At 57.2% G+C, this 26,877-nt stretch carries 23 protein-coding genes and 1 riboswitch; of the genes, 13 read left to right on the forward strand and 10 right to left on the reverse strand.

The features are described 5' to 3' along the window. The first annotated feature begins 167 nt into the window (after nucleotides 1-167). A complete protein-coding gene (gene ilvY, locus DESPR_RS16460) occupies nucleotides 168-1,106 on the forward strand; it encodes an HTH-type transcriptional activator IlvY (RefSeq protein ID WP_015725931.1) in 939 nt (312 codons plus the stop codon). Between the two features lie 3 nt (nucleotides 1,107-1,109). On the opposite strand, the gene DESPR_RS16465 is transcribed toward ilvY, so the two are convergent. The 4 genes from DESPR_RS16465 to DESPR_RS16480 form a co-directional block, all read right to left on the reverse strand. Next, entirely contained in the window at nucleotides 1,110-1,607 is a 498-nt protein-coding gene (locus DESPR_RS16465) for a universal stress protein (protein WP_015725932.1), read from the reverse strand. A gap of 271 nt (nucleotides 1,608-1,878) precedes the next feature. Then, nucleotides 1,879-3,819 carry an SWIM zinc finger family protein gene (locus DESPR_RS16470; protein ID WP_015725933.1) on the reverse strand — a complete coding sequence of 647 codons (1,941 nt, stop codon included), beginning with the start codon at nucleotides 3,817-3,819 and terminating at the stop codon, nucleotides 1,879-1,881. 250 nt (nucleotides 3,820-4,069) lie between these two features. After that, complete coding sequence (locus DESPR_RS16475) at nucleotides 4,070-4,678, reverse strand: 5-formyltetrahydrofolate cyclo-ligase (protein WP_015725934.1); 609 nt, start codon at nucleotides 4,676-4,678, stop codon at nucleotides 4,070-4,072. Between the two features lie 77 nt (nucleotides 4,679-4,755). Beyond that, a complete protein-coding gene (locus DESPR_RS16480; protein WP_015725935.1) occupies nucleotides 4,756-6,024 on the reverse strand; it encodes a YeeE/YedE thiosulfate transporter family protein in 1,269 nt (422 codons plus the stop codon). A 316-nt stretch (nucleotides 6,025-6,340) separates the two neighbouring features. Here DESPR_RS16480 and DESPR_RS16485 point away from each other — a divergent pair, with 316 nt between their 5' ends. Genes DESPR_RS16485 through DESPR_RS16500 form a run of 4 tightly spaced genes read left to right on the forward strand, consistent with a single transcriptional unit; the run spans nucleotide 6,341 to nucleotide 7,533 of the window. Then, nucleotides 6,341-6,598: a sulfurtransferase TusA family protein gene (locus DESPR_RS16485; RefSeq protein WP_015725936.1), complete on the forward strand. Its 258-nt coding sequence runs from the start codon at nucleotides 6,341-6,343 to the stop codon at nucleotides 6,596-6,598. A gap of 41 nt (nucleotides 6,599-6,639) precedes the next feature. After that, nucleotides 6,640-6,972, forward strand: a complete 333-nt coding sequence (locus DESPR_RS16490) for a hypothetical protein (protein ID WP_015725937.1) — start codon at nucleotides 6,640-6,642, stop codon at nucleotides 6,970-6,972. Between the two features lie 12 nt (nucleotides 6,973-6,984). Then, nucleotides 6,985-7,332: a hypothetical protein gene (locus tag DESPR_RS16495; RefSeq protein ID WP_015725938.1), complete on the forward strand. Its 348-nt coding sequence runs from the start codon at nucleotides 6,985-6,987 to the stop codon at nucleotides 7,330-7,332. 12 nt (nucleotides 7,333-7,344) lie between these two features. Continuing rightward, the gene (locus tag DESPR_RS16500) at nucleotides 7,345-7,533 is read left to right on the forward strand and encodes a hypothetical protein (protein WP_015725939.1); all 189 of its coding nucleotides are present in this window, start codon (nucleotides 7,345-7,347) and stop codon (nucleotides 7,531-7,533) included. Nucleotides 7,534-7,608: 75 nt separating this feature from the next. Here DESPR_RS16500 and DESPR_RS16505 read toward each other — a convergent pair whose 3' ends face one another. After that, entirely contained in the window at nucleotides 7,609-8,754 is a 1,146-nt protein-coding gene (locus DESPR_RS16505) for a serine hydrolase domain-containing protein (protein WP_169701657.1), read from the reverse strand. Between the two features lie 258 nt (nucleotides 8,755-9,012). Between DESPR_RS16505 and dnaN the strand changes: the two genes are divergently transcribed. The 6 genes from dnaN (at nucleotide 9,013) to DESPR_RS19190 (ending at nucleotide 17,765) form a co-directional block, all read left to right on the forward strand. Beyond that, complete coding sequence (dnaN, locus tag DESPR_RS16510) at nucleotides 9,013-10,143, forward strand: DNA polymerase III subunit beta (RefSeq protein WP_015725941.1); 1,131 nt, start codon at nucleotides 9,013-9,015, stop codon at nucleotides 10,141-10,143. A 153-nt stretch (nucleotides 10,144-10,296) separates the two neighbouring features. Further along, the gene (gene gyrB / locus DESPR_RS16515) at nucleotides 10,297-12,708 is read left to right on the forward strand and encodes a DNA topoisomerase (ATP-hydrolyzing) subunit B (RefSeq protein ID WP_015725942.1); all 2,412 of its coding nucleotides are present in this window, start codon (nucleotides 10,297-10,299) and stop codon (nucleotides 12,706-12,708) included. Between the two features lie 52 nt (nucleotides 12,709-12,760). Next, complete coding sequence (gene gyrA / locus DESPR_RS16520; protein WP_015725943.1) at nucleotides 12,761-15,250, forward strand: DNA gyrase subunit A; 2,490 nt, start codon at nucleotides 12,761-12,763, stop codon at nucleotides 15,248-15,250. Beyond that, nucleotides 15,240-16,253: an NAD(P)H-dependent glycerol-3-phosphate dehydrogenase gene (locus tag DESPR_RS16525; RefSeq protein ID WP_015725944.1), complete on the forward strand. Its 1,014-nt coding sequence runs from the start codon at nucleotides 15,240-15,242 to the stop codon at nucleotides 16,251-16,253. Before gyrA ends, DESPR_RS16525 begins: the two co-directional genes overlap by 11 nt. Before the next feature lie 148 nt (nucleotides 16,254-16,401). Further along, a complete protein-coding gene (locus DESPR_RS16530) occupies nucleotides 16,402-17,049 on the forward strand; it encodes a rubredoxin-like domain-containing protein (protein ID WP_015725945.1) in 648 nt (215 codons plus the stop codon). Between the two features lie 215 nt (nucleotides 17,050-17,264). Beyond that, a complete protein-coding gene (locus tag DESPR_RS19190) occupies nucleotides 17,265-17,765 on the forward strand; it encodes a rubrerythrin family protein (RefSeq protein WP_015725946.1) in 501 nt (166 codons plus the stop codon). 103 nt (nucleotides 17,766-17,868) lie between these two features. Here DESPR_RS19190 and DESPR_RS18660 read toward each other — a convergent pair whose 3' ends face one another. Then, entirely contained in the window at nucleotides 17,869-18,201 is a 333-nt protein-coding gene (locus tag DESPR_RS18660; protein WP_169701659.1) for a hypothetical protein, read from the reverse strand. Here DESPR_RS18660 and carB point away from each other — a divergent pair. Beyond that, a complete protein-coding gene (gene carB / locus DESPR_RS16540; protein ID WP_015725947.1) occupies nucleotides 18,182-21,388 on the forward strand; it encodes a carbamoyl-phosphate synthase large subunit in 3,207 nt (1,068 codons plus the stop codon). The two genes, DESPR_RS18660 and carB, sit on opposite strands and share 20 nt — an antisense overlap. A gap of 58 nt (nucleotides 21,389-21,446) precedes the next feature. On the opposite strand, the gene DESPR_RS17580 is transcribed toward carB, so the two are convergent. Then, nucleotides 21,447-21,956: a PaaI family thioesterase gene (locus tag DESPR_RS17580; RefSeq protein ID WP_015725948.1), complete on the reverse strand. Its 510-nt coding sequence runs from the start codon at nucleotides 21,954-21,956 to the stop codon at nucleotides 21,447-21,449. A 315-nt stretch (nucleotides 21,957-22,271) separates the two neighbouring features. Next, nucleotides 22,272-22,407: riboswitch (cobalamin riboswitch) on the forward strand. Between the two features lie 354 nt (nucleotides 22,408-22,761). Here DESPR_RS17580 and cobT point away from each other — a divergent pair. Then, the gene (gene cobT / locus DESPR_RS16550; RefSeq protein WP_015725949.1) at nucleotides 22,762-23,895 is read left to right on the forward strand and encodes a nicotinate-nucleotide--dimethylbenzimidazole phosphoribosyltransferase; all 1,134 of its coding nucleotides are present in this window, start codon (nucleotides 22,762-22,764) and stop codon (nucleotides 23,893-23,895) included. A gap of 32 nt (nucleotides 23,896-23,927) precedes the next feature. Here the strand turns inward: cobT and DESPR_RS16555 are convergent, their stop codons facing one another. The 3 genes from DESPR_RS16555 to DESPR_RS16565 all read right to left on the reverse strand — a co-directional run bounded on the left by DESPR_RS16555 (nucleotide 23,928) and on the right by DESPR_RS16565 (nucleotide 26,830). Then, nucleotides 23,928-24,608, reverse strand: a complete 681-nt coding sequence (locus DESPR_RS16555) for an XTP/dITP diphosphatase (RefSeq protein ID WP_015725950.1) — start codon at nucleotides 24,606-24,608, stop codon at nucleotides 23,928-23,930. An 81-nt stretch (nucleotides 24,609-24,689) separates the two neighbouring features. Next, entirely contained in the window at nucleotides 24,690-25,259 is a 570-nt protein-coding gene (locus DESPR_RS16560) for an epoxyqueuosine reductase QueH (RefSeq protein WP_015725951.1), read from the reverse strand. Continuing rightward, the gene (locus DESPR_RS16565) at nucleotides 25,259-26,830 is read right to left on the reverse strand and encodes a sigma-54 interaction domain-containing protein (RefSeq protein WP_015725952.1); all 1,572 of its coding nucleotides are present in this window, start codon (nucleotides 26,828-26,830) and stop codon (nucleotides 25,259-25,261) included. The genes DESPR_RS16560 and DESPR_RS16565 overlap by 1 nt, the downstream gene beginning before the upstream one ends. Nucleotides 26,831-26,877: the final 47 nt, after the last annotated feature.

Consider the following 26,877-nt stretch of genomic DNA (forward strand, 5'->3'; position numbering starts at 1 on the left):
GGCAGACGATGGACTTTGTCCTGTTTTTATCCAGCCACAGCATACCCGATATTTTTGTTGCGAAAAGTGATTTATTTGCAACCGGAACTTGCATAAAATGCAATATCGGCCCAGCCTGGACGCTGCACCGCCTCATACCATAGATCTCCGCTCTTTTCCGCTAGTTTATGGATATCCACGCCATCAAAATCTTTAACCATCTCGCCCGGACACTCCACTTTGGCCGTACCAGCCGGGCCTGCAACCTCACCCCCTCGGCGCTGACCCGCACCATCCAGCGCATCGAACAGGAATTGGGCACTCAGCTGTTTCTGCGGGACAACCGGCGGGTCGCCCTGACCCCGGCGGGCGAAATCGTCAGGCGCTATGCCGAGGAGGCGGAGCAACGGTGGCAGCGGTTGCTGCAGGAATTGGCCGGCGACCAGACGCTGCGCGGCGAGATCTCCCTCTACTGCTCGGTCACCGCCGCCACGTCGATCCTGCCCCGTATTCTCCGGGCCTTTCGTGCCGCGCATCCCGGGGTGCAGATCAAGCTGCAGACCGGTGATGCCGCTGAATCCCTGGACAGGCTGCGCAGCCGCGAGGCCCAGGTGACCATCGCCGCCTTGCCCGGACAGTTGCCGCCCTCGGTGGTGTTCATCGAGCTGGCGCGGACCCCCCTGGTGTTTATCGAACCAGTGGACGGCGCGACCCGCCGGACCGACAGCGGCGGCACCGACTGGTCCCAGACGCCGGTCATCCTGGCCGAGCAGGGTTTAAGCAGGGTGCGCATCGATCGCTGGTTCAAGGAAAAGGGCATTCAGCCCAACATTTATGCCGAGGTGGCGGGCAACGAGGCCTTGCTGGCCATGGTCAGTCTGGGATGCGGGGTGGGAGTGGTTCCCGGATTGGTACTGGAAAAGAGCCCCTTACAGGAACAGGTGCGTATTTTCGAGGTCGTGCCGGTCCTGGCCCCGTTTATCATCGGCGCCTGCACCCTGGAACAGCAGCTGGCCAACCCGGTCATTCGGGCCTTCTGGACCACGGTCCACCAGGAGAACAAGGAAGGAGGCGGAGTGGAAAATCGCCCGATACCGGCCCATGGGCCGGTATCGGGCGATAGCTAGCGGCTACTTCTGGGTATTGGGCACCAGCAGTACCGGGATATGACTGAAGCGGGAAACACGGCGGGCGGTGGTCCCCATGAGGGCACTGCCGAGAAAGGAGCGGGTCGAGGTCCCCATGACGATCATGTCGGCCTGATGCTTCTTGGCCACTTCCAGAATCTCCTCGCTGGGATTGCCGCTGGCCACCAGGATCTCGGTCACCGGCGTCCGGTCGAGACCAAAGGAGGCCAGCTCTTCCTGGCAGTAGGTGTCGAGCCGCTGCTTCATGACGGCAAGCACTTCCCTGGCCCCGTCCCGATTGATCTTTTCCGCTGTCTCTCCGGACAGATAGTTGGCGATGATCGCGGTGCCGGTGGTGCCGAGCGGTTCGACCACATGCAGCATCAGCAAGCGGGCATCGTAACGGCGGGCCTGACTGACCGCCAGGCGAAAGACGGGACGGGTATTTTCCCCCAGATCCGTGGCGTAGAGAATGGTTTTGATATTCGGGGCTGGAACCATCTGTTCCTCCTGTGCGGTGGCCGGCTCTCCCCGTCGGTCTCCCTCGGCCGACGGTTGATCCGGTTGTTTGATCGGTGTGAGGCGATTTGGGTACGCACCTGCGGTGCCTGCGGCGCAACCAAGCGAGGTTGTCAGACAACTTGCAGATATTACAAAACAATCATTACAAGAACCACATCCAGTCTGTCAAACGGTTTTTTGCTGTCAACGCGATCCATGCTGCCCCGTTGTGGCACCATGGATGGGCCTTTTCGCGCAAAAGCGGCCACGCTCAGCCGACGAGTTTTTTGCTGCCGCCGCTCACCCCATCGAGTACTTCCAAGAGCCGCCGTTTGGCCTTGTGGGTTCGCCGCAATTCAGCCAGCAGGGCCCGCCATTCGTCCATCCGGTTGCCGGCTTCGTAGACTTTGCGCATGAGCCGGAGAAAACCACCGGCCTCGACATAGGCCCGGGGTTTGACCTCGGCGATCAACCGGTCGACATTTTCCCGCCAAATGGCAAGCGCCACCTCGGGATGGGTCCTGAACACGGCCTTGGCCACTTTTTCGCCCACGAACCAATGGGTGCGACTGCCTTTCTTCATGGCCTGATACAACCGCATCACGTCATCGTACCGTTTTTCAGCGATGGCGATATCGATCAGCGTTTGCCTGTCCGGGAACGGTCTGCCCCCCTCCTTGCCCGCTGGATAGGCAACTTCTGGATCGGGCAGCGGCCAGGGAGGCAGGTTGTCCAGTTTTTCCCCCCGATCAGGACGCTGGCCGGTCTGGAGATAGGCAAGGGCCAGCTCGCGCAGCTTCGGCCAAACACCAATTTTTTCCGCGGCCTTGCGCAACTCGCGGTAGGTTTCCAGCGAGGCATGCCCAAAGAAATCCTGCGCCCGGTACGCGGCCACTAGGCTGTCCTGCCGATCAGCTGCAGCCATTTCCCTGAGTCGTTTTTGCAGGCATGCGGCAATGCCAGGGGCTTCGGTGACCGTCCGGTCAAACCCCCGGACGCACCATTGCCGTGCCTGTTCCCGTTTTCCCGCCAGTACGAGCCGATCCACCAGCTGCTCGTAATTGCGGCTGACATCGGCCTCCTGTTCCAACAGCTGCAGAACCTTTTCCGCTTGACCGCCTCGCTCGTAGGCCTTGATCAGCCAGCCGATCAGCCGGTTGCGTCGGTAGGTGTCGGCAAAATGGACGGTCTTGGGCCTGTCGAGCCCTTGCAGCCGCTCCTCGAGGACTGCCGCCGCCGCCTGCCAATCGGTTACCGTATACGCGGGATCGGCTAAGATCTCTTCCCCGGAGTCGAGCAAGGAAAACTCGTCAGCCAGCATCCGCTCGATCACCCACAGCAGCTGATCGGCTCGCTTCAATGACGACTTCGGTACCGCCTGCAGCACAATCTCCAGACAGGCGCTCAAGGCGCCCATGGTTTCGCCCTCGTCATCGGACTGCGCGATCTGCTCCGTACCCAGCCGCCACAGGGTATTGCCCAGGTCGAGCAGTTCGTCGGCATGGCCCGCATCGAAAAGCGCTCGGAACTGCTGCCGAACATGGCTGTAATCGGGGAGGCTGGCTTCGTCGCTCCACTGGTTGCGCCAGGCGGGTTCATCGGTCAGGCGGCGGATCTCCTTGTGCAGAGATCGGACCAGCGGCCCGATCTGGCCTCGACTCAACTGATCCGCCTCCAGTAATCGCCTCTCGACCGCCGGAAACTCCCTGGCTAAGGTGACAAGCAGGTCGTGCAGTTCCTCCCAGCTCTTGCCCACCAGGATCTTGCGCACCTTCGACGGACCGGCGCGTTTGACCGTGCCCCCTGGATCCGCACGATCAGCTGCATCCTCGTTTGGCTCTTTTTTCAATTTTCGATCCTGATCGCCCATGAGGATGTGGCCGAGCTCGCTGTCCTCGTCAAGCATCGGAAGTTCTCCCGTGTCATGCACGGAACGCGCCGCCGCCAGGATCACCGCCGCCGCGTGCTTGCACGGTCCCTGATCATAGGGACAGGTGCACAACCATCCGTGCATGCCGGATGGGTCGAGGTGGACCAGGGTGGCGTACTTCTCGGTCCCCTGGACCCACGCCACCAGCTCGTTGTTTGCGGTTCGATGCAGTTCCTCCACCCGTTGGACATAACCTTTTCCCCGGGTACGGATTGCTTCTCCTGCCCATTGGTCAAGGTCGTCATAGGTAAGCTGACCGAGGATGGCGTTGAGGGTGTCCATGGTCGTCTCCTTGTGAGAGGTGCAGCGATGACCGGCGGCTTTGTGCGCGTGCCAGGCCCATCTGCCGCCGGATCTCCTTCCCAGTCATGGGAAGGGAGATGGTTGTATCCAACCGGACTTGTATCGGAAAAACAACCGGAAATTTTCAACCGCCCCAAAAGGGACCACCCACCCCTTGTTGCTCACGACGCGTCTTGTCAGCCGGTTCAACCGGACGCCGTTGTTCTCGGGTCGCCTGGGCGTGGTGTGCTCAGCGCGCATTTCGCGGCCACTGGAGCAGTTCTTTTTCAGTGATGACGATATCCATGGGGATATCATAGGGAAAGACCGGAAGTCGCTCGACCACTTGCAGGGAGAAGGCCAGGCCGATTCTGCGGGCCTGAGCGGCGGCTCCGGAAAGAAAGCGGTCATAATAGCCGCCTCCGTATCCAAGGCGATATCCCTGTCGATCAAAAACCGCGCCGGGCACCACCACTATTTCAATGGTTTCCAGGGGCAACAGTCTGCTGGGGATCAGGGCAGGAAGCGGCTCGGGAATGCCCTTGTAGCCGGGGGCCAGATCCGCGTCTGGATCGGTGATCGCAACGGCTGCCATCCTCGATTGGTCGGGTCGGGTCAAGGGCACGCTGACCGTCTTTCCCGCCCGCAGACAACGGCGGATCAGTTCCGTTGTTTCGACCTCGCTGTGATAGTTGCAGTAGATGAACAGGTGGTTTGTGTCGCGGAAAACGGGCAAGGCGAGCAGAGCCTCGATGATTTGCAGGCTCAGCCGCGTTCTTGCCACGGGCGAAAGAAGACTCCGCTGAGCAAGAAAACGGCTCCGCAGTGCCTGTCGATCAAGTGCCTGGGGGGTGCTCATCGGTGATGCGGAAGGATGAAAAAAGGGCGGCACCCATAAGGATACCGCCCATTGAGTCGTTGTTGCTGCCCACCGATTTACATCGGCAGAAGCAACTTGTTGGTGTCCTCGTTCCAGGTCACCACCAGATACCACAATGTCGAGAAACCAACGATCAAGGCCATGGTATACCCATATCCCATGACATCAGGCAGATATACATAGCTGCCGAGATAGCCGTTTTCCTCGAAATTGAAGGCTGAAAACCATGCCACCATCAGGGAGTTGGAAATCGAGAAAAAGGGCACACATACCCACAGTTTGATCTGTCCCTCGCCAACACGCCAGAGCGCACCGGAACCGCAACCGCCCGCCAGCATCGCCCCCAGGCCGAAGATGAAGCCGCCAACCACGCCACCCCAACCAAAGGTGCCGCGCACATAGTTCATCGGATCGAGCACCGGATCGCCGCCAAGACGGGTGCCCACGCCGTATTTGAGGACTGCGGCGCCCACGGCGACAATGACGATCGACAGGGCCACGGACTTGGCCATCTTGCAGTCACCGGTCATATGCGGTTCGCGGAATCCCTGGATCATGCACCAACGGCCGCGCTGCATGGTATAACCAAGGCCGACGGCAATCAGCAGAATGCCGGACAACGAAGTAATATATTCGACAAAGTCATCCCCATCGAAGGTGGCGTAGTAGTTGGCACACCATATCACGCCGACCACGCCGGCAACACCGAGCACCCATTGAATGGGATACGGAATATTGAGGGTAAAGGATCCCCCTCCGCCCCAGGTGATGAGTTCCATCTCTTTATACAGGAGCCAAAGGCCGAGCAATACACCGGGAACCAAACCGATCCACATGGCAAAACCGTTGGCGGCGAGGTTGCCGATGGCGTTGTACATACCGCCGACATTACACCCACCGGCCAGGGCCGAACCGATGCCCATGAGCACACCGGCGATCATCGCTTTGACATACTCACGAACCGGCGGAAAACGGAAGGCGAACTGACCGCCAAGGCAAGCGGAAATAAAGGCGCCGCCGATGAATCCCAGACCGATGACCGAGCCAGTGTTGAACAGGAAGGATTTGGTCAGAATCTTTTCGCCGTCCTCGTTGACAAACCCGACCAACTCGGCCAGATCACCGTTGAATATGCCGGCATGCCACAGCATCCAATCGCCCCAGTTACGGATGGCGCCGACCGCTCCCCAGGGACGCCACCAGGCCATGATGAGGATGCTCAACAGGGCGACAATGATGCCAGTGAGTGTGGGATTCCACTCCTCCTGACAGAGCACCTTGTACAAATGTCTAATCTTTTGCCACAAAACCTTCACGTCTTCCATTCTTGCACAGCCTCCTTGTCCCTTTAATGATAATGGCACCTAACGCAAACTTCTTAAAAATAGGCATCTTTTACTATAAATGTGCAAAAATACCGTTGCCCATGTATTTTGTCAATAACGGCAATCTATTTGCTGGATAATATATAACAATTTGTTTTTATTGTATAAAAAAAATGATTTTCGCTTCAATTCTGAAGCCTCATTCAATTTTTGTTTCTAACTTGACAACCCAGGCTTTAATCTATAAACTAAATTGTCTTTTTTTCATGTATAAAATGGTCTTTTTAACAAAGCATTTCCTTAAGGAGAACCCACAATGAGTGACGTAAAAGTAGCCCCTGAAGGTCTGGATGTCGCCGCTGTTCTGGATGCACGTGGTCTAAGCTGCCCCATGCCGCTCCTCCGCACCAAAAAAGAGATTGGCAAGATCAGCTCCGGCCAGATCCTGCACATCCAGGGAACTGATCCCGGTTCCCGTAACGATATCCCCGGTTGGTGCGAGCGTGCTGGTCATGAGTATCTCGGCGAGAAGGAAGAGGCTGGCTACATTAGCTTTTTCATTAAAAAAGGATGATCATTCCATCGTCACTGTCCTTTTGAAGGAGGAAAAAGCCCATGGCTGCCGATCCAAATAAACTCGGGATTTTCGTTACCTCTCCTCAGCATATGCGTCACATCCTTGGCATCACCAAGGCTGCGGTACGCGCCGGAAAAAAGGTAATGGTTTTCTTTACCTATAAATCCATCCACCTGACCAAGAATCCGCTGTTCTATGAACTGACCCAGCTGTGCGCGGTCGAGGACATCGCCATCTGCGCGGACAGTTATATCTGTGAAGGATTTGATAACGTCAACGACATTCCTCGTGGTCTGATCGACAAGCAGATGCGGACCCAGGCTTTCCATGGCGCCATTCTTGACGAGTGCGCCAAGTATATCGTCATGTAAGGAGAGACGGAAATGGAATCATTGAAAGTGTACATCCTGATCGCCAACCGTGTATACAATGACGGTATCCGCTCCGGTCTGGGTCTTGCCGTTGAGAATCATTATGCCTTCCCCGTAATTATGAACGGTGAATTTCCACGGTTTTCCAACTATATGTCGGAGAACATCGCCTGGATCTCCGACATGGAAGGCCAGGTCTACAGTTGCGGTGCCGAGGCTCCCACCGACCTGCCGGAAGGAACCGAGATCGCTAACATTTCTCTGGAAGAACTCGGCGAGGCAATGCGAGAAGCCGATTTTATCATTCCCTATGGTCTTCCCAAACAATCCCACGAGCCGCCCGCTGCTTGTAGCGAATAAAAGGAGCACACTATGAGTGGTGATACCATGAAAATACTGCAGGTTTATCGATCCGAACCCACCGAGGATGTCAAAAAATTGGTTGAGATTCTCAACCGTGACCGGGTAGCCGACGAGTTCAAGCTGTACATCGGCGAACCGAACTACGATATTCTCGTTCAGAAAATTTTCGCCAACGACAAGACTGTTTGCTGGTGGTAATTCTTCCCCTTTAGACTGAAACATGCTGTGAACCCTGCCATTGCGAGAATGGCAGGGTTTTTTATTTTCAGGCCTTCAAGACGCCGCGAGAATGGTTTCCATGAGACGATCATGGAATATCGGTCGAAAGGGACGTATTTTTATATTTTCCCGAGAAGGATGAACACGGTTGGTCAACAAGACGATAATAACCTCCTGTTCGGGATCGATCCAGAACGAGGTGCCGCTGAACCCCAAATGGCCGACGCTGTGTGCCGAAAACAAGTGCCCGCTGCTCGAACGACCCGGGGTGGGTGTGTCGAAGCCCAGGCACCAGCTGCTCGACTGGTGCCGACGGGTCAACGCCTCCCGTAACAAAGCATTGGCAAAGGCCGGATGACTGTTCCGCCCTTTCCATATATCTAGCAGTCGTTCACACAGGCGCATAACGGCCTCAATCGTGCCAAACAGACCGGCATGCCCCGCCACCCCTCCCATCAACCAACAATGTTCGTCATGCACCTCTCCCTGTAACAGTCTCTGCCGCCAGAGGCATTTTTCGGTGGCCGCGATGGTGCCGGTGTGTTCATCGGTCCACGTTTCGTTCAGCGGCCGAAAACGCAGCGTTGAAGATATCTGCAACGGTTCTGTGATCACCGTGCTAAACAGGTGATCAAGACGGGTTGCTGTCGTGTGCTCGATGAGCCATCCCAGAAGCATGAAGCCGAGATCACTGTACACGCAGGTCGATCCCAGCGGATAGTCGATTGGTTCCCGAATGATTTTTTCCAACAACAGTCCTTTGTTTCGTGGCGATTGACGGGGATTAAACTGGGCAAAATAGGGCTGATAGGCCGGTAATCCCGACGAATGCTGCAACAGATGCCGTATTGTGATGGCTTCTTTTTCCGGCTCAAGGTCAGGTGCAAGGGGGGGCAGCCCTGACTGACACAACCGCATCTGTCCCGTTTCGAGTAAATGCAAGACACAGAGGGTGGTGCATAACGGTTTGGTCAACGAGGCCAGGTCAAAGAACGTTTCCGCCTTCACTGGCTGGCCGTGCGCATCGCTTCTGGTCCTTCCGCCACTGAACCAGGATCTGGAGCGGACCCCATGTCGTGTAACACTGACCGCTGCGGAGACCCCGCAGAATACCCCTTCTTCGAGACCCTGGCGACAGAGCTCGGACAGCTTTCTATTTATTTGATTTTTCATTTTTTTAAAGCTTCTTTTATCAAACAATTTGTTTGATCTTTCGCCTCTTTTCGAGTATTTTTGATTAGTCAGCAATTTGTTAATAACACTGTTAAAAATATGTGTTTTTTCTTGCTGAACAATGAAATTTTGCTACTTCCACCTCTGTTCACCAAACAACACAACGTTCGCCCACATTGTTTTTAACATAAAAAATATTTTAAAAACAAACCATTACCTATTTAGTTCACATCTTCACACCATTAATAGCAACAACAACATTCTTCTAAAAAAAGGAAAGTTATTATGGCCTTCCATTTTAATATAGGCAGGGATGACCTGCTTAAAGCCATTGGTGCGCAACAAAATATAACCAATAAAAAAGGGACGCTGGCCATCTTGTCCAATGTCCTTCTTGAGGTTCAGCCCGATCATATTGTCCTAACCGGCACGGATCTGGAGATTGGACTGAAACAAAGAGTTCCCGCTGAAGTTCTGGAAACCGGCACCCTGACCTTGCCGGCCAAGAAACTGTTCGAAGTGGCGCGGGAATCCGGTTCCTCGATTCTTTCCTTGAAAGAATTGGACAATAATTGGGTGGAAATCAGCGCAGGCCCCAGCCTGTACCGGTTGGCCGGGATGGTGGCCGACGAGTTTCCTTCCTTTCCTGCCTACAATGAAGAAGCCATGGTGATCATGGAGAGTGTCATTCTGGCCGATTTGGTTGATAAGACCGTTTTTTCCATTGCTCAGGATAAGGAGAACATGTTCACCTTGACTGCGGCCATGTTGCAGAAAGTGATGCAAGACGATCACGTGATGTTGAAAATGGTCACCTCGGATGGACATCGGTTGACTATCATGAGCAAGGAGGTGGAGACATCGCTCGAACAGTTGCATCTCAACCCCATCACCCTTATTCCACGACGAGGCGTTCAGGAAATACGCAAGTTTTGCGAAAACAAAACAAGCCTATCGTTCGGTGTCGAGGAAAAACAGGCCGTGCTGAAAAGCGACGATTCCCTGCTCATCATCCGCTTGATGGAAGGTGATTTTCCTGATTTTCAAGGGTTGCTGAGTGTCCTTTCCAAGGAAAATTCCATTCGTATCGATCGAATTCGTTTTCTGGAAAGCCTCAAACGCATCAACCTTTTCACCGAGGATCTGTTTCATGCCATCAAGATGGATATAGCCGACAACACCATGGTGCTGACCTCGCAAAACGCGGACTTCGGTTCGGCCAAGGATGAATTCAACGTTGAATACAGCGGCCCGCCGTTGACCTTGGGATTTAATTGCCGCTATTTCATCGAGACACTTCAGGTCATGGAAGGAGATGTGATCACCGCCAGCATCAATACCCAGGAAAGTCCCTGTATGATCACCTCGGATGAGGACAAGGGATTTCTGAGCATCATCATGCCGATGAAACTGTAAAGGATTTTATCAGCTCCTTGCAGTATCCCCTATTTTTTTATTGTTCAACGGACAAAGGATGATTTTTCATCATGTGGATCAGATGAGTACGTCCCGAGCCATATATTGTCGCTGAAGAATATTTGCTTCAAAAATTCAGGCAGAAGGAAAAAAGTGAGTGAATTAACAGAAACATCCTACGGTGCGGAGCAGATCAAGGTCCTTGACGGACTGGAAGCTGTCCGTAAACGACCCTCCATGTATATTGGCAACACCGGGGTGGAGGGATTGCATCATCTCATCTACGAGGTAGTGGATAATTCCATCGACGAGGCCCTGGCCGGTCACTGCGATCAGATCAGCATCGTCATTCATGAGGACAACGCGGTGACCGTGGAGGATAATGGCCGAGGCATACCGGTGGACATGCATCCCACGGAAAACATGTCGGCTCTTGAATTGGTCATGACCACCCTTCATGCCGGCGGCAAGTTCGATCATTCCACCTACAAGGTGTCCGGCGGCCTCCACGGGGTCGGCGTGTCGGTGGTCAATGCCCTGAGCGTGCGAACTGTGGCCCAGGTGCAGCGGAACGGCAAAATCTATCGCCAAACCTACGAATACGGCATGCGGACCAGTGAGCTCGAGGTGATCGGGACCAGCGAGCAGACCGGGACCAGCATCTCTTTCAAGCCTGATCCGTCTATCTTCACCGAAACAACGGTTTTTGAGTACGAGATTGTCAAGAATCGGATGCGCGAACTAGCCTTCCTCAATAAAAACATCCATATAACGCTCAAGGATGAACGGGATGGGGCGGAAAACAGCTTTCATTTCGATGGTGGCATTGTTTCCTATGTGGAGTATCTCAACCGCAACCGCACCACGGTCCATCCCGATCCGATCCTCATTTCCGGCGAGCGCGACACTGTTCAAGTGGACATCTGTCTGCAGTATTTTGACGGCTATTCCGAGCGACTGTTTTCCTTTGTTAATAATATCAATACGAAGGAAGGCGGTTCCCATGTGGCTGGGTTTCGAGCCGCCCTGACCAAGTGCATCAACCGCTATGCCAGCGATGACATAATCCCCAAACATCTCAAGGAAAAAATGGGTGGGGACGATGTTCGCGAAGGGCTCACCTGCGTGATTTCGGTCCGCGTGCCCAACCCACAATTCGAAGGACAGACGAAAACCAAGTTGGGCAATTCCGAGGTCAAATCCATTGTCGAGTCGCTGTGCAATGAAAAACTCGGAGCGTATCTGGAACAAAATCCAGCCGTGGCCCGAGGGATTCTCAACAAGGCGGTGGAGGCGGCCCGAGCGAGAGAGGCGGCACGCAAGGCCCGTGATCTGTCACGCACCAAAAGCAACATTTCGGTAATGATGGCTGGAAAACTGGCGGAATGCCAGAGCAAGAATCCGGCCGAGCGGGAACTGTTCATCGTCGAGGGCGATTCGGCTGGCGGTTCGGCCAAGCAGGGTCGGGATAGGGCCATTCAGGCCATCCTTCCCTTGCGCGGCAAAATCATGAACGTCGAGAAGGCCCGTTTCGACAAGATCCTCGATTCCGAGGAAATCAAGCAGTTGGTGGCCTCCTTGGGCACCGGTATCGGCAGCGAGGAGTTTGACCTGGAAAAGCTCCGTTACCACAAGATCATCATCATGACCGACGCCGACGTCGACGGCGCCCATATCCGCACCCTGCTCTTAACCTTCTTTTATCGGCAGATGCTGCCGCTAATCGAAAACGGCCATGTCTACATCGGCCAGCCGCCGCTCTATCGGTTAGGTAAAGGCAAGAAAGAACAGTACTTCCTCAACGAGGAGGAACTCAACGCCTATCTCTATGCCCAGGCCAGCCAGTTGATGCGCATCCGCACCGAGCAGGAGGTGGAAATAGCCGAGGACGAACTGGTGACTGTTCTGCGCAAGCTGTCCGCCTTTGAGCGGGTGGTGGCCTATCTGGAGCGGTTGAACATCCAGGAATCCATGACCCTGTTCCTGTTGGACAGCGATGTCCATTCGGCCAAGCAGTTTGAAAAAAGGGAGTTTGTCGAGCACCTGGCCGAGCAACTGAAAAATCGAGCCTCACAGATCGGTTCCATCCACTCCTGCGCTTGGCGGCCGGCCTGTTTTGAATTCGACGTTACCCTGGCAGGGCAATCGCACATGATGGCTACGGTGGGTCCCAATATCCCGTTGATCAACGAGTATCGGCACGCCCTTGACCTCTATAAAACCATTAACCCCTATTTGAACGGTTCCTTTACCTTGAGCAAAACCGGGGGCACCGGGCAGGAAAGTCAACTCACAGCGGAGAACTGGCATCGGCTGATCGAACTGGTACGCGAGGAAACCTTCAAAGGCAGTCATCTGCAGCGGTACAAAGGGTTAGGTGAAATGAATCCCGAACAACTGTGGGATACCACCATGAATCCGACCAACCGAACCCTGATCCAGGTCAAGATCGATGATGTCGAAGTGACTGACGATATGTTTACCACGCTTATGGGAGACAAGGTCGAACCACGGCGGGAGTTCATTCAAAATCACGCCCTGGAAGTGGCGGATCTCGATATCTGAGTCCACCTGTGACAGATCGGTCCTTTAAGCAAGAAACAACCAGGAATGTACCATGACGGAACCATCAATAGAAAGTAATCAACAGCCCACCATTGCCATCTCCAGGGAGCTGCGTAAATCCTACCTGGATTATGCCATGTCGGTCATCATCGGCAGGGCCCTGCCCGATGTACGCGATGGGCTCAAGCCGGTGCATCGCCGCACCCTCTTTGCCATGCGCGAATTGGGCAACACCTATAATCGGCCCTACATCAAATCGGCGAGGATTGTCGGCGATGTGATCGGTAAATACCACCCCCATGGCGATACCGCCGCCTACGATACCCTGGTGCGCATGGCCCAGGATTTCTCCATGCGCTACCCGCTGGTCGATGGTCAAGGCAACTTCGGTTCCATGGATGGCGATTCAGCGGCGGCCATGCGGTATACCGAAGCGCGCATGACCCGGCTCGATCAGGAGCTGGTAGCCGATCTGGACAAGGAGACAGTGGATTTTGTCCCCAACTATGACAACTCCCTCCAGGAACCGGCGGTTCTCCCCTCGAGGATCCCCAATATCCTCATCAACGGTTCCGAGGGGATCGCGGTGGGCATGGCCACCAAAATTCCACCCCACAACCTCACCGAGGTCATCAACGGCCTGATCGCCCTGGTGGATAATCCGGAAATCACCGTCCATCAATTGATGGAAATCATCACCGGTCCGGATTTTCCCACCGGCGGCTTCATCTGCGGCCGCGCCGGTATCCGCGAGGCCTACGAGACCGGGCGCGGAGTGATTGTCATGCGCTCCAAGACCCATATCGAGCAGCGCGGCAGCCACGGCGAAGCGATCGTCATCACCGAGATCCCTTTTCAGCAGAACAAGGCGGCCCTGGTGGAGAAGATCGCCCTGCTGATGAAGGAGAAACGAATCACCTCGATTGCCGAGATCCGCGACGAGTCGGACCGGCATGGGGTGCGGGTGGTGCTCGATCTGCGCAAGGACGAAATCCCCGATATTGTCATTAATCAGCTGTACAAGATGACCCCGTTGCAGAAAAGTTTCGGTATCATCCTGCTGTGCATCGTCAACAATAAGCCCGAAATCCTCAACCTCAAACAGATCCTGCAGCACTTCCTGGCCCACCGCAAGACCGTGGTTTATCGCCGCACCGCCTTTGAACTGCGCAAGGCCGAGGAGCGGGCCCATATTCTGGAAGGATTGAAGATCGCCATAACCCATCTCGACGAGGTGGTGGAACTGATCAGGGGTTCGGCCAACCCGGCCGAGGCCAAGGAAGGGTTGATACTCCGCTTCGAGCTGTCCGAGATCCAGGCACAAACCATCCTCGACATGCGCCTCCAGCGGCTCACCGGACTGGAGCGTGACAAGATCATCAGCGATTACAACGAGATCCAGGCAAAGATCAGCTGGTTGAAACAGGTGCTCGCCGATGACAACCTGGTGGTGCAGATCATCCGCGAGGAATTCGAGAAGATTCGCGAGGAATACGGCGATGACCGCCGCACCGAGATCATCGACGCCCCGGATGAAATCCTGCCCGAGGACCTGATCACGCCCGAGGAGATGGTGGTGACCGTATCGCACACCGGCTACATCAAGCGCAATCCGCTCACCCTGTATCGGGCGCAACGGCGCGGCGGCAAGGGCGTCAAGGGCATGGTCACCCTGGAGGACGATTTCGTCACCAGCCTGTACACCGCCTCTTCCCTGGATACCTTCCTCTTTTTTACCAACAAGGGTCGGGTGTTCTGGCGCAAGGTGTATGAGCTACCCTTGGCCGGCCGGACAGCACGCGGCAAGGCCATCGTCAATCTTCTGGAGCTGGGCGAGGACGAGAAGGTGGCGGCCATCCTGCCGGTGGCCGATCTGGCCAATATGGACGACACGGTTTCGGTGCTGACCGTGACTAAACAGGGCCGGGTGAAAAAGACCTTTATTTCCGAGTACAAACGGCCGTTGCGCAAGGGCAAGTTCGGCCTGACCATCCGCGATGACGACGAGATTTTGTCCGCGGCCATCACCTCGGGCGATGACGAGATCTTCCTGGTTACCAAGAAGGGACTGTCGATCCATTTTCATGAATCCGATGTCCGGGCCATGGGCCGGTTGGCCGCCGGCGTCAAGGGCATCACTCTGGGCGATGACGACGAGGTGGTGGGGGTGGCGGTGCTGAAAAGCGATGCCTCCATTCTGACGGTTACCGAGAACGGCTACGGCAAGCGCACGGCGGTGTCTGAATACAAACTGCAGAGCCGTGGCGGCAAGGGCGTGTTCACCATCAAGACCAGTGAACGCAACGGCAACGTGGTTGGCGTGCTGCCGGTGGTTGATGAGGATCAGGTGATGCTGGTGGCCAATTCCGGCAAGGTGATCCGCATGCCCATGGACACGGTGCGCATCATCGGCCGCAATACCCAGGGCGTCCGTCTGATCAACCTGGACGAAGGGGAATTGGTGGTCGATATGTCCATGCTCGCCCGGGAAGAGGGCGTGGATCTGGAAGAAGACGATGGGGAGGGCGAATATGAAGATTAACCGAATAGCCATGATCGGCGCGGGCAGTTGGGGCACTGCATTGGCCCTGCTGTTGACGCGGCAAGGGTACCCGGTCACCCTGTGGGACAGGGACGTGGACCATATCCGTCAGCTGGCCAAAGACCGGGAAAACAAACGTTACCAGGCCGGTCATCCTTTTCCGGAAACTCTTCAGGTCAGCGACAATCTGGAGGCAGCCGTCAAAGGGGTGGAATGCGTGGTGATGGTGGTCCCCTCCCACGGCTTCCGCGAGGTTTACCGTCAACTGTATCCAATGCTGATGCCAGGAGCCTTGCTGGTGTCCGCCACCAAGGGTATCGAGATCGAAAGTGGTCAAACCATGACCGGAATCATGCGACAGGAAACCCCGAATGACGGCAAACACCTTCATTTTGGGGTGCTGAGCGGCCCCAGTTTTGCCGCCGAGGTCGCCGATCGTCAGCCCACCGCGGTAACCGTGGCCTTTGCCGATACCGATGCGGCGAAGGCCGTGCAGCATCTCTTTTCCACCGACACGTTCCGCGTGTACTCTTCCGATGACGTGATCGGCCTGGAGATCAGCGGCGCGATCAAGAACGTGATCGCCATAGCCGCCGGCATCTGCGATGGGCTGCATTACGGCCTCAACACCCGGGCTGCCCTGATGACCCGAGGGCTGGCGGAGATTACCCGTCTGGGCGTGGCCATGGGCGGGCAACCACAGACCTTTGCTGGTCTGGGCGGCATGGGTGATCTGGTGCTGACCTGCACCGGCAATCTGAGCCGCAACCGCACCGTTGGTTTGAAACTCGGTTCCGGCTTGACCCTGGATCAGGCCTTGAGTGAAATGAAAATGGTGGCCGAAGGGGTCAAGACCACCAAATCCTGTTTCCAACTGGCCAAGACCCTGGGGGTGGAAATGCCGATCCTGGAACAGGTGTATCAGGTGCTCTATGAGGATAAACAGTGTGCCGACGCGGTTCGAGAGCTGTTTCAACGCGATCTGAAACAGGAATCCCTCTAAAACCGAGACGCACCGAACCAAGGGTAAAATGCCTCAGGCGATCTTGGTGCGCGACCCTTGACCAAGCGAACTCTCGGGGCGGAGGGTGCATGGATCCCGACACCGTCCGCTCTCGTTTCCTATCATTTGTTTTCCATGGAGGTCAGCAATGAAAAAATGGGAGTGTACGGTTTGCGGTTATATTCATGAAGGCGATGAACCCCCTGACGAATGTCCAGTGTGTTCTGCCGATAAGAGCATGTTTGTTGAAGTCATCGAGGACGTCAAGGTCCCCGAGGAAGAAGCCGCTCTTGCCCCGGAATCAATGCCTTCGCCGATGACACATACACCGCCCACCTTTCTTGCCAAGGTGTATGCCTTTACCTCCACCTTGATTCTTCGCCATCATCTCCACCCGATTACCGTGCATACCCCAAACGGTGTTCTGCCCATGGCCTTGATCTTTATCCTGATCACGGTGGGTTTTGGTGCGCCTCTTTTTGAAACCGCCGCTCTCTACAGCTGTGTTTTTGTGCTGCTGACCATGCCCGCAGTCATCTTTACCGGGTATGAGGTTTGGCAGAAGCGGTATCGCGGCGCCTTGACTCCCATTTTCAAGATCAAGATCGGTTCGGCAATTGTGAGCGTTCTCCTGCTGGTGGTCCTTGTTGTCTGGCGAGTTCTTCAACCGGAAATTGTCACCAAGGCGTCATCCGGCCGCTGGCTCTTCGTTCTGCTCGCGATTGTGCTGGTGGGCGCGGTTGGACTCGCGGGCCACATGGGCGGCAAATTGGTCTTTGGCGGACGCAAGGAATGAATTGTGTCTGAGAAAACTTGCTAAATGATTTTTATTCTTATTTACACTTGCCTCTCATCTCCTGTTGAGGTATGGTAGTCACGTTTGGCTGGCACGGGAATGAGTGAAAACCTTCCGTGCCCACGAACGGAGCAGCGACGTCAAGTTTTGCCTATTGAGCGATGCCGGAAAATCGCTTGCAAGGAAAAATCAAACAACACATTGGAGGAAACACTATGGCCACAACAAAAGACAATCTCAAGGAAGCGTTTGCCGGTGAAAGTCAGGCCAATCAGAAATACCGGGCTTTCGCCAAAAAAGCCGAAAAAGAAGGGTTTGCCAACATCGCCAAATTGTTCCGCACCACCGCCGAAGCAGAGCGTATTCATGCTGAAGGACATCTCAAGGCCCTGGACATGATCGCCACCACCGCGGAAAATCTCCAGGCAGCCATTGACGGCGAAACCTATGAATATAAAGAAATGTACCCGCCCATGGTCGAGTTGGCCGTTGCCGATGGGCACAAGGCAAAAACCATGTTCAAGTTTGCCGTCGATGCCGAAGCGGTTCATGCCAACATTTACACCAAGGCCCTTGAGGCGGTGAAAAAAGGGGTTGATCTCGATGTCAGTGAATTCTATCTCTGTCCGGTCTGCGGCTACATCGAACTCGGAGCGGCTCCGGAAAAATGTCCGGTCTGCGGCGCCAAAAAGACCGTGTTTGAACAGGTCGCCTAAGTCCGGCGATCATCACGTCGAGCGAATAAACGACTTACACCCCTCACGGCCGACAAGGCCGTGAGGGGTTTTTTTGTTCATCCGGTTGTATCGAGGCAAGGACTCACTTTGAGTCATTGGATACGGCGCGGCTCAGCACGTTTCCCGGTATCAGCAAGCGCCACAACCAGCTCGATCCGCATCGCCCTTCTCCACCTGAAACTGGAAAGCAGTGGTCGGCCGGAGGGAAAGGTGTTTTTTTCTTGCTCCTCGATTTCCAGAAGTTTAAGAACATCGTCGCCATTACATTTCCGGAACGCCAGCGGCTTTTCTTGCCCTTTTGGATAAAAAAGTCGTCGTGTAGGGCGCCAGTCGGCACACCTCCGCCGTTCACGGACCCCAACCGTTGACCACCGAATTCTATCAAGGAGAAAACCATGCCGAAACGTGACGACATCCACACGGTCCTGATCATCGGTTCCGGTCCGATTATCATCGGCCAAGCCTGCGAATTTGACTATTCCGGTACCCAGGCCTGCAAGGCGCTACGTGAACTGGGTTACCGCATCGTCCTGGTCAACTCCAATCCGGCCACGATCATGACCGATCCGGGCATGGCCGATGTGACCTACATCGAACCCCTCAACGTCGATACTCTGGAGAAGATCATCGCCCGCGAACGGCCCGACGCCCTGTTGCCCAATCTCGGCGGCCAGTCGGCCCTCAATCTTTCTTCCGATCTGGCCCGTCTAGGTATTTTGGAGAAATATGGCGTGCAGGTGATCGGCGTCAACCTGGAAGCCATCGAGCGTGGCGAGGACCGGATCGAATTTAAAAAGGAAATGGACCGGCTCGGCATCGAGATGCCTAGGAGCACGGCGGTCTATTCGGTCGAGGATGCGGAGCGGATCGCGGCCGAGCTGGGGTATCCGGTGGTCATTCGTCCGGCCTACACCATGGGCGGCACCGGCGGCGGCATGGTCTACAACCTGGAAGAACTGCGCACCGTGGCCACCCGGGGGATCGCCGCCAGCCGCATTGGCCAGATTCTGGTCGAGGAATGCGTCATCGGCTGGGAGGAGCTGGAACTGGAGGTGGTGCGCGATGCCGACAACCGGCTAATCACCGTTTGCTTCATCGAAAATATCGACCCCATGGGCGTGCACACCGGCGATTCCTTCTGCGCCGCGCCCATGCTAACCGTGCCGGTCGAACTGCAGCAACGGTTGCAGCGGGCGGCCTACGCCATAGTCGAGTCGATCGGGGTGATCGGCGGCACCAACGTCCAGTTCGCCCACGATCCGGTCACAGACCGGGTGGTGGTGATCGAGATCAACCCGCGCACCTCGCGCAGTTCGGCGCTGGCCTCCAAGGCCACGGGGTTTCCCATTGCTCTGGTGTCGGCGCGTCTGGCCGGCGGCCAGACCTTGAAGGACATGGCTTACTGGCGCGACGGCAGTTTGGACCGCTATACCCCTTCCGGCGAGTATGTGGTGATCAAGTTCGCCCGCTGGGCCTTTGAGAAATTCCGTGGGGTGGAGGACAAGCTTGGCACCCAGATGCGGGCCGTGGGCGAGGTGATGAGTTTGGGTAAGACCTACAAGGAGGCCTTTCAAAAGGCGATTCGCGGATTGGAGACCGGTTGCAGCGGTCTGGGGTTTTACAAGCATCTCAACAGCCTGTCCCTTAAGGACCTCATGGCCCGCTTGGCCGTGCCGACCAGCGAGCGCCAGTTCGTGCTCTACGAGGCCCTGCGCAAAGGGGCGACCGTGGAGGAATTGCACCGACGGACCTCGATCCACCGCTGGTTCCTTGAACAGATGCGCGAGTTGGTGGCCCGCGAGGAGGAAATTCTCGCCCACCGGGGCGGGGAGCTGCCCATCGAGCTGCTGCGGCGAGCCAAGCAGGAGGGGTTTTCTGATCTGTACTTGGCCAAGATTCTCGGCCTGGAGGAACGTGCCATCCGCGAGCGGCGCACCCAGGCCGGCATCGTCGAAGGGTGGCACGCGGTGCCGGTGAGCGGGGTGGAAAACGCCGCCTACTACTATTCCAGCTACAACGCCCCGGACACGGTGCCGGTGTCCGCCAACCCCAACAAAGTGATGATCCTCGGCGGCGGCCCCAACCGCATCGGTCAGGGAATCGAGTTCGACTACTGCTGTGTCCATGCGGCCTTTGCCCTGCGCGACATGGGCTATGAAACAGTGATGGTCAATTGCAACCCGGAGACCGTTTCCACCGACTACGATACCTCGGACAAGCTTTACTTCGAGCCGCTGACCGTCGAGGATGTGCTGCAGATTTACCAGAAGGAAAAGCCACGGGGAGTGATCTGCCAGTTCGGCGGCCAGACGCCGCTCAACATCGCCCGCCAGCTGGAGGAGGCCGGAGTGACCATCCTGGGTACGCCGCCGGCGGTCATCGACATGGCTGAGGATCGCGACCTGTTTAACCGAATGATGGAGAAACTGGGCATTCCCATGGCCGCCGGCGGCATGGCTGTCAACGAAGAGGAAGCCGTTGCCATCGCCGGGCAGATCGGTTACCCGCTGATGGTTCGGCCCTCCTACGTGCTTGGCGGCCGGGGAATGGAAATCGTCTATGATGAGCCGATGCTGCGCGATTACATGGCCGCGGCGGTGGATGTCACCCCGGACCGGCCGATCCTCATCGACCGCTATCTGGAAAATGCCATCGAGGCCGAGGCCGATGCCATCGCCGACGGTACCGATGCCTTCGTGCCGGCGGTGATGGAGCATATCGAGCAGGCGGGCATCCATTCCGGCGATTCGGCCTGCGTCATTCCGCCGGTGGGCATCCCCGAGCACCATATCGCCACCATCCGCGAGTACACCCGCACCATCGCCCGCGAGATGGGCGTGGTCGGACTCATGAACATCCAATACGCGATCTGCGACGACCGGGTCTACGTGCTCGAGGCCAATCCGCGCGCCTCGCGCACCGTGCCGCTGGTATCCAAGGTCTGTGGCATCCCCATGGCCCGCATCGCCACTGAGATCCTGCTTGGCAAGACCTTGCGCGAGTGCCATCTCAGTCAGCGCACCATCCCGCACATCGGTGTCAAGGAGGCGGTGTTCCCGTTCAACATGTTTCCCGAGGTCGATCCGGTGCTTGGCCCGGAGATGCGCTCCACCGGCGAGGTGCTGGGCATGGATTCCTCTTTCGGCATGGCTTTTTACAAGGCCCAGGACGGGGCCAACAGCACCCTGCCGCTCACCGGGGCCGTATTGATCACCGTTAACCAGCGCGATCGCACCGACAAGCTGATCGAGGCGGCCCGGCGGTTGCGGGACGAGGGCTTTAAACTGCTGGCCACAGACGGTACCGCCGACTTTTTGCAGGCGCACGGCATTGAGGCCCAGGTGATCCTCAAGGTGCATGAAGGGCGGCCCAACATCGTCGACGCGGTGAAAAACGGCGAGATTCAGCTGATCATCAACACCCCGTCGGGCAAGCTCAGTGCCCATGATGACTCTTACATTCGCAAGGCGGCCATCAAGCACAAGGTGGCGTACATCACCACCGTTGCCGCGGCCGCGGCGGCCGCCGAGGGCATCGCCGCCCGTCAAGCGGGCGAGGCAACGGTACGCTCCCTGCAGGAGTGGCTGGCCGCAATCGCCTAACCCCCCTCAAACCTTATCCCCTGCCCGAGCCACAAGCGCCATCAATCGAAAGGTTTGTTCAGCCTTGTTCTTTTTGGTGCAGCACGGGCAGGAACCGTTCCATGTAGGCGTTGCTCATCACCCCCAGGCGGACCGCCGCCTGGGGAGTCATGGCGGCGAAGGTGCCCGTGGCACGCACGCACAATGCGCCGTCCTGTGCATGAATTTCGCCCCCTACCACCACCTGCCGCTCGGAAACTGTTTCCGCGATAGTGCCAACCACGGTTAATTGGGTTTCGACCTGCACCGGTTTGAGGAATTCCACGGTCATGGTCTTGGTCACCCCGATCTTGCCCAGCAGATAGATCACCGACCAGCCCATGATTTCATCGAGCAGGGTCGAGAGGACGCCGCCATGCACGGTCCGATCCCAGCCGGCCATGGCCGGGGGCACCGTCACCAGGGAATAGACCCGCTGTTCATCGGTGAGAAAGGTCATGTGCAGGCCGATGGGGTTATTGTCGCCGCAGCCAAAACAGGTCTGGCCGTCCAAGTTGACAATGGTACGCAATGAGGTGGAATCGATCATCAGGTCTTTCTCCTTGAGAGCATGAAGGGCAACGAACCACAGCCCCAGATAACCACCCAAAACCAGCCAGGGCAACATCGAAGCGCCAAGACAACCGGCCTGGTGAGGGAAAAGCGTCCTGCCGGCCGCGCGCCTTCGCGTTTCGCGACACGGTTTCCTGCCTATTAAATATTTGTTTTAACATTGTTTATCGCTTCCTTGGTGCTCCCTGCTCCTGGTCGATTTCTCGTTTTCGCGATTGTCCTTGCGTCCGCGAAGTGGTAAGGAGAGCAGCGTCTACTTGACGCCACCACACAGACAGACAGTTCCATAAACGGAACACGGTGCAAATCCGTGACGGTCCCGCCGCTGTAACCGGAATACAGGGGTCGCACTCCCCGCAAGGGAAGCCACTGATCATGCGGATATGATCGGGAAGGCGCGATCTGGCAGTCTCCGGAAGTCAGAAGACGTATGGAACGGTTCTTTTTTGGGAAGGCGATGGCAAAGGGGGGGAAAGGAGTTTCAACCTTTCAAACCCATTGATTTTTTTCCCGGAAACGGACCATCGCCACGTACGGAGGATACATGAAACCCCAAGCCACGGTTGTTCCCACCTCTTTCCTGTGCCCTCGAACGACTCTCCCGGGTCGATTGCCCAAAGGAGCGCGAGCTGTTTCCGACGCAACGGCACAGCGGTCGCTCTTCGCGCCGAGAGCCGGCTTGCCGCCGGCGAAATAACTCGTTCACCGTCTGATTGATGAATAACCGCGCCCCTCTTGGGCGTGCGCAACGGCCATACCCAATCCAAACAAAGGAACATTCCATGCACCTTCTTCAGTCCACCATGGCGGCAATCCGTATTCCAAGCCAGGCCTTTTACCAAGCAGCCACGCAGCGGCTCGCCGACCAGGCCCGGCCCAAGGGCAGTCTTGGCATTCTCGAACCGCTGGCAGCCCGGTTGGCCGCCATCGCCGCAACCCTGGATGTCCGTTTCCGCCACAAATTCATCGTCACCTGCGCCGGTGATCATGGCGTGGTTGCGGAAGGGGTCAGCCTCTTTCCCCAGGAGGTAACCCCACAGATGGTCTACAATTTTGTCCAGGGAGGGGCCTCGGTCAGCGTGCTGGCGGCCCATGTCGGTGCCAGGGTACGGGTGGCCGATCTGGGTGTCAATCATGATTTTCCGCCGAACCTGCCCATTTTTCATTGCAAGATCGGCAAAGGCACCGCCAACTTCACTCGTCAGCCGGCCATGACCCGGGACCAGGCGGTTCGCTCGCTGGAGGCGGGAATCGAGATCGTCAACCGGTTGGTGGATGGCGAAGGCATGGATCTGCTGGGAACCGGCGACATGGGGATCGGCAACACCACCCCCTCCTCGGCGATCATCGCCGCCTTTTCCGGCCTGCCGGTACAAACGGTGACTGGCCGGGGAACCGGTATCGATGATGTCATGCTGGCCAACAAGATCGCGGTGATCGAGCGGGCCCTGGCCTTGCATCGGCCCGACCCGAACGATGCCCTCGACGTATTGGCCAAGGTCGGGGGATTTGAAATCGGCGGTCTGGCTGGATTGGTGATCGGCGCCGCCGCCAGGGGCGTTCCGGTGCTGTGCGACGGGTTGATTTCCACCGCCGGTGCCCTGATCGCCTGTGAGCTGGCTCCGGCAGCCAAGGCCTATCTCTTCGCCAGCCACAATTCGGTGGAGATTGGCCACCGTTGCATGCTGGAGCGGATGGGGTTGCAACCGCTCCTGCATCTTGATTTCCGCCTCGGCGAGGGGACCGGAGCGGCTGCCGCCATGCCCCTGCTCGATGCCGCCACCCGTGTACTGGCCGAGATCAAGACCTTTCGGGAGGTCGGGATCCACGACGCCCAGAACAAAGGGGACGAGACAAGGGAGGAATCGGTGGGTTCGTTGGAAAGCGTTTCCGCTCAGGCCACCGTGGCACCCTGATAGGGTACCACGGCGGAAGGGAATACGGAGGACTACATCCGCTCCTGGGACCAGTCGTTGTGCTCGAATTCGCTATGGTCGGGTTTGGGCGGTTTGATCTCGGCCATGCGCTGCCGCAGCCAGGTCTGCACCTTGGAGAATTCGGCGGCAAACTCGGCCATGGCCCGACCGCGGTGGCTGACCCGGCTCTTCTCCTCCATGGTCAGCTCGGCAAAGGTTTTGCCCAATTCCGGGGAGTAAAAGAGCGGATCATAGCCGAAACCGGCCTCGCCCCGCCGCTCGGTGAGCAGTTCGCCGTCGCAGCGGCCCTCCCAGGTCAGGGCCGGACCGCCGGGGGTGGCAAGCGACAGCACGCAGACGAAATGGGCGCTGCGGTTGGTCTGGCCTTCCATTTCACCGAGCAGTTTGTCGCAGTTGGACCAATCGGTGGCTTCCGGGCCGGAATAGCGGGCTGAATAGACGCCGGGACGACCGTCCAGGGCGTCGACCACCAGGCCCGAATCGTCGGCCAGGCAGGGCAGGCCCAACACCTTGGCATAGTGCAGCGCCTTCTTGTAGGCGTTGTCGTCAAAGGTTGCGCCGTCCTCCACCGGTTCGGGCATGGGGCCGAAGTCGGCGAGCGATTTGATCGTCACCGGCGCGTTCTTGAGCAGTTCCCGAAACTCCTTGAGCTTGTTCTGATTGCTGGTGGCCAGCACGATGATGTTGTCCATGGTAGTCCTCCCGGCGCCGGATACGGGGCAACGGCGCGCTTTAAAACGATAGATCAGTAAGGTCGCGGCTTGGCTACGCGCTCAAGAAGCTCCCTGGTGTGTTTGTCGTGGACGTTTGCGCAGCCGCTTGTCGTAGCGCTCTTGCTCGCTGTATATGCAGCCGCAGTAGGGCTGACGGTAGAGCCCCAACCGGATCGATTCGTCGATGCCCTCCTGCCAGCCCAGCCGGAAATCTTCATAATAAAAATCGACCCCGTGTTCCGCGGCCAACCGCTGGCAGCGTTCGATGAGCAGCCGGTGGTTCTGGTACTTGGAATAGAGCAGGGTGGTGGTGAACGCGTCAAAATCTCCGGCAGCGGCGGTTTGCACCGCCCGCACCAGGCGCATCTCATAACAGATCGGGCAGCGCTCGGCCTCGTGGAACACCACCTGCCGCAGGTACTCGGTCAAGCCATAGTTTTCGTCGATGGTCACCGGGAACTCGGCCGCCAGACTCAACTGTTTGACCGCTTCCACCCGGCGGCGGAACTCCTGATAGGGGTGGATGTTGGGGTTATAGAACACCCCTTCGACCGCGTGCCCCTGATTCCGTAGCCGGATCAGGGGGTAGACCGCGCAGGGTCCGCAGCAGAGGTGCAGGAGAATCCGCATCACTTGACCTTGAAATGCTTGGGTTCGATGCCGTAGCTGTGGATCTTGTAATTGATGATCCGGAGGCTGGTGTCCAGACTCTTGGCCGCCTTGGTCTGGTTGCCGTTGTTTTTTTTCAGCGCCTCAATAATAAGTTCGCGCTCGAAATTTTCAACCGCCGTGGCCAAGGAAAGGGGCTTGCTGGAATGAATGCTGTCCGCGCTCTGTAGCGAGGGCGGCAGGTGGATCGACTTGATCGCCGGCCCGTCGCAGATCAGCACGGCCCGTTCCATGCAGTTCTGGAGCTCGCGCACGTTGCCGGGCCAGTGGTACTGGACCAGGAGGTCGATGGCCGGGGTGGAGATGCGCTTGATCTGCTTGTTGTTTTCCTTGGCGTATTTTTCCAGGAAATATTCGGCGAGCAGCATGATATCGGTGCGCCGTTCCCTGAGTGGCGGCAGATAAACTGGAAAGACGTTGAGCCGGTAATAGAGATCCTCGCGGAAGGCCATCTCCTTGACCGCTTTTTCCAGGTCGCGGTTGGTGGCCGCCACCAGGCGGATGTCGGTCTTGATGGTCTTGGTCGAGCCCAGCCGCTGGAAGGTGCGTTCCTGGATGACGTTGAGCAACTTGACCTGCACCGCCGGGCTGATCTCGCCGATCTCGTCGAGGAATAGGGTGCCGCCCTCGGCCAGTTCGAACCGCCCCTTCTTGGCTTCGGTGGCGCCGGTGAAGGCCCCTTTTTCGTGGCCGAACAGTTCGCTCTCCAGGAGCGTTTCGGGAAGAGCCGAGCAGTTGACCACCACAAAAGGGCCATCCGCCCGGCTGGAGTTGTGGTGCAAGGCCTTGGCAACCAGGGTCTTGCCGGTGCCGGATTCGCCGCGCAGGAGCACGGTGGCGTTGGAGTCGGCCACCCGATGCACCATGTCGAACACTTCCTGCATGCGCGACGAGTTGCCGATGATCTCCTCGATCCGGTTTTTGGCGGTCAACTCCCGTTTGAGCTTGGAATTTTCCTGGCGCAGGGCCTCCTTCTCCTCGTTGACCCGCTGGATGCGCTGCACCGTTTCGGCGATCAGGCCGCTGACCACGGTGAGAAAGCGGAGATCATTCTCCGACTGGGTGCCGAATCCCTCCTTGTAGACCCGGTCAATGGACAAGGCGCCGATGGATTGCTGGGCGGCCATGATCGGCACACAGAGAAACGAGCTTTTTTTCTTGCGCTCGTCGCCGCGGGTACGGGTACGGTTGAGAAACAGCGGTTCGTCGCCGATCTGCGGCACGATGATCGGCTCGCCGGTGGCCACCACCTTGCCGGTGATGCCCTCCCCCAGCTTGTAGCGGCCGCGCCGCTTGGCCTCGGCGGTGATGCCGTGGGCCACCTCGATCTCCAGTTCACCGGTGGCCGGGTTGATGATCGTGACCGTGCCGTTGTCCATGCCCTTGCGTTCGGCCAGGGAGGTGACGATCTTTTCCAGGCAGTCCTGCAGGCTGGTGGCCGAGGCCAGGTGGCGGGTGATTTCATAAAGGCAGGTCAGGTCGATGAATTCCTGGTCCTGCATGGCATCGACAGAGGAAGTGTTTGTTTTCATGAAATTGAGGAGGTTATTGACAGTATTCCTTTGAAATGGTATTTACG

Origin of the sequence: Desulfobulbus propionicus DSM 2032 (assembly GCF_000186885.1) — a bacterium.
GTDB lineage: Bacteria > Desulfobacterota > Desulfobulbia > Desulfobulbales > Desulfobulbaceae > Desulfobulbus > Desulfobulbus propionicus.

What these genes read in the sequence shown, in the direction of transcription:
- DESPR_RS16555 (WP_015725950.1), bottom strand. Translation starts at nt 24,608, where the DNA reads ATGGACAACATCATCGTGCTGGCCACCAGCAATCAGAACAAGCTCAAG.
- DESPR_RS16490 (WP_015725937.1), top strand. Translation starts at nt 6,640, where the DNA reads ATGGCTGCCGATCCAAATAAACTCGGGATTTTCGTTACCTCTCCTCAG.
- gyrA (WP_015725943.1), top strand. Translation starts at nt 12,761, where the DNA reads ATGACGGAACCATCAATAGAAAGTAATCAACAGCCCACCATTGCCATC.
- DESPR_RS16500 (WP_015725939.1), top strand. Translation starts at nt 7,345, where the DNA reads ATGAGTGGTGATACCATGAAAATACTGCAGGTTTATCGATCCGAACCC.
- DESPR_RS16480 (WP_015725935.1), bottom strand. Translation starts at nt 6,024, where the DNA reads ATGGAAGACGTGAAGGTTTTGTGGCAAAAGATTAGACATTTGTACAAG.
- DESPR_RS16525 (WP_015725944.1), top strand. Translation starts at nt 15,240, where the DNA reads ATGAAGATTAACCGAATAGCCATGATCGGCGCGGGCAGTTGGGGCACT.
- dnaN (WP_015725941.1), top strand. Translation starts at nt 9,013, where the DNA reads ATGGCCTTCCATTTTAATATAGGCAGGGATGACCTGCTTAAAGCCATT.
- DESPR_RS18660 (WP_169701659.1), bottom strand. Translation starts at nt 18,201, where the DNA reads ATGTCGTCACGTTTCGGCATGGTTTTCTCCTTGATAGAATTCGGTGGT.
- DESPR_RS16495 (WP_015725938.1), top strand. Translation starts at nt 6,985, where the DNA reads ATGGAATCATTGAAAGTGTACATCCTGATCGCCAACCGTGTATACAAT.
- cobT (WP_015725949.1), top strand. Translation starts at nt 22,762, where the DNA reads ATGCACCTTCTTCAGTCCACCATGGCGGCAATCCGTATTCCAAGCCAG.
- DESPR_RS19190 (WP_015725946.1), top strand. Translation starts at nt 17,265, where the DNA reads ATGGCCACAACAAAAGACAATCTCAAGGAAGCGTTTGCCGGTGAAAGT.
- DESPR_RS17580 (WP_015725948.1), bottom strand. Translation starts at nt 21,956, where the DNA reads ATGATCGATTCCACCTCATTGCGTACCATTGTCAACTTGGACGGCCAG.
- ilvY (WP_015725931.1), top strand. Translation starts at nt 168, where the DNA reads ATGGATATCCACGCCATCAAAATCTTTAACCATCTCGCCCGGACACTC.
- DESPR_RS16465 (WP_015725932.1), bottom strand. Translation starts at nt 1,607, where the DNA reads ATGGTTCCAGCCCCGAATATCAAAACCATTCTCTACGCCACGGATCTG.
- DESPR_RS16560 (WP_015725951.1), bottom strand. Translation starts at nt 25,259, where the DNA reads ATGCGGATTCTCCTGCACCTCTGCTGCGGACCCTGCGCGGTCTACCCC.
- carB (WP_015725947.1), top strand. Translation starts at nt 18,182, where the DNA reads ATGCCGAAACGTGACGACATCCACACGGTCCTGATCATCGGTTCCGGT.
- DESPR_RS16485 (WP_015725936.1), top strand. Translation starts at nt 6,341, where the DNA reads ATGAGTGACGTAAAAGTAGCCCCTGAAGGTCTGGATGTCGCCGCTGTT.
- DESPR_RS16565 (WP_015725952.1), bottom strand. Translation starts at nt 26,830, where the DNA reads ATGAAAACAAACACTTCCTCTGTCGATGCCATGCAGGACCAGGAATTC.
- DESPR_RS16530 (WP_015725945.1), top strand. Translation starts at nt 16,402, where the DNA reads ATGAAAAAATGGGAGTGTACGGTTTGCGGTTATATTCATGAAGGCGAT.
- DESPR_RS16470 (WP_015725933.1), bottom strand. Translation starts at nt 3,819, where the DNA reads ATGGACACCCTCAACGCCATCCTCGGTCAGCTTACCTATGACGACCTT.
- DESPR_RS16475 (WP_015725934.1), bottom strand. Translation starts at nt 4,678, where the DNA reads ATGAGCACCCCCCAGGCACTTGATCGACAGGCACTGCGGAGCCGTTTT.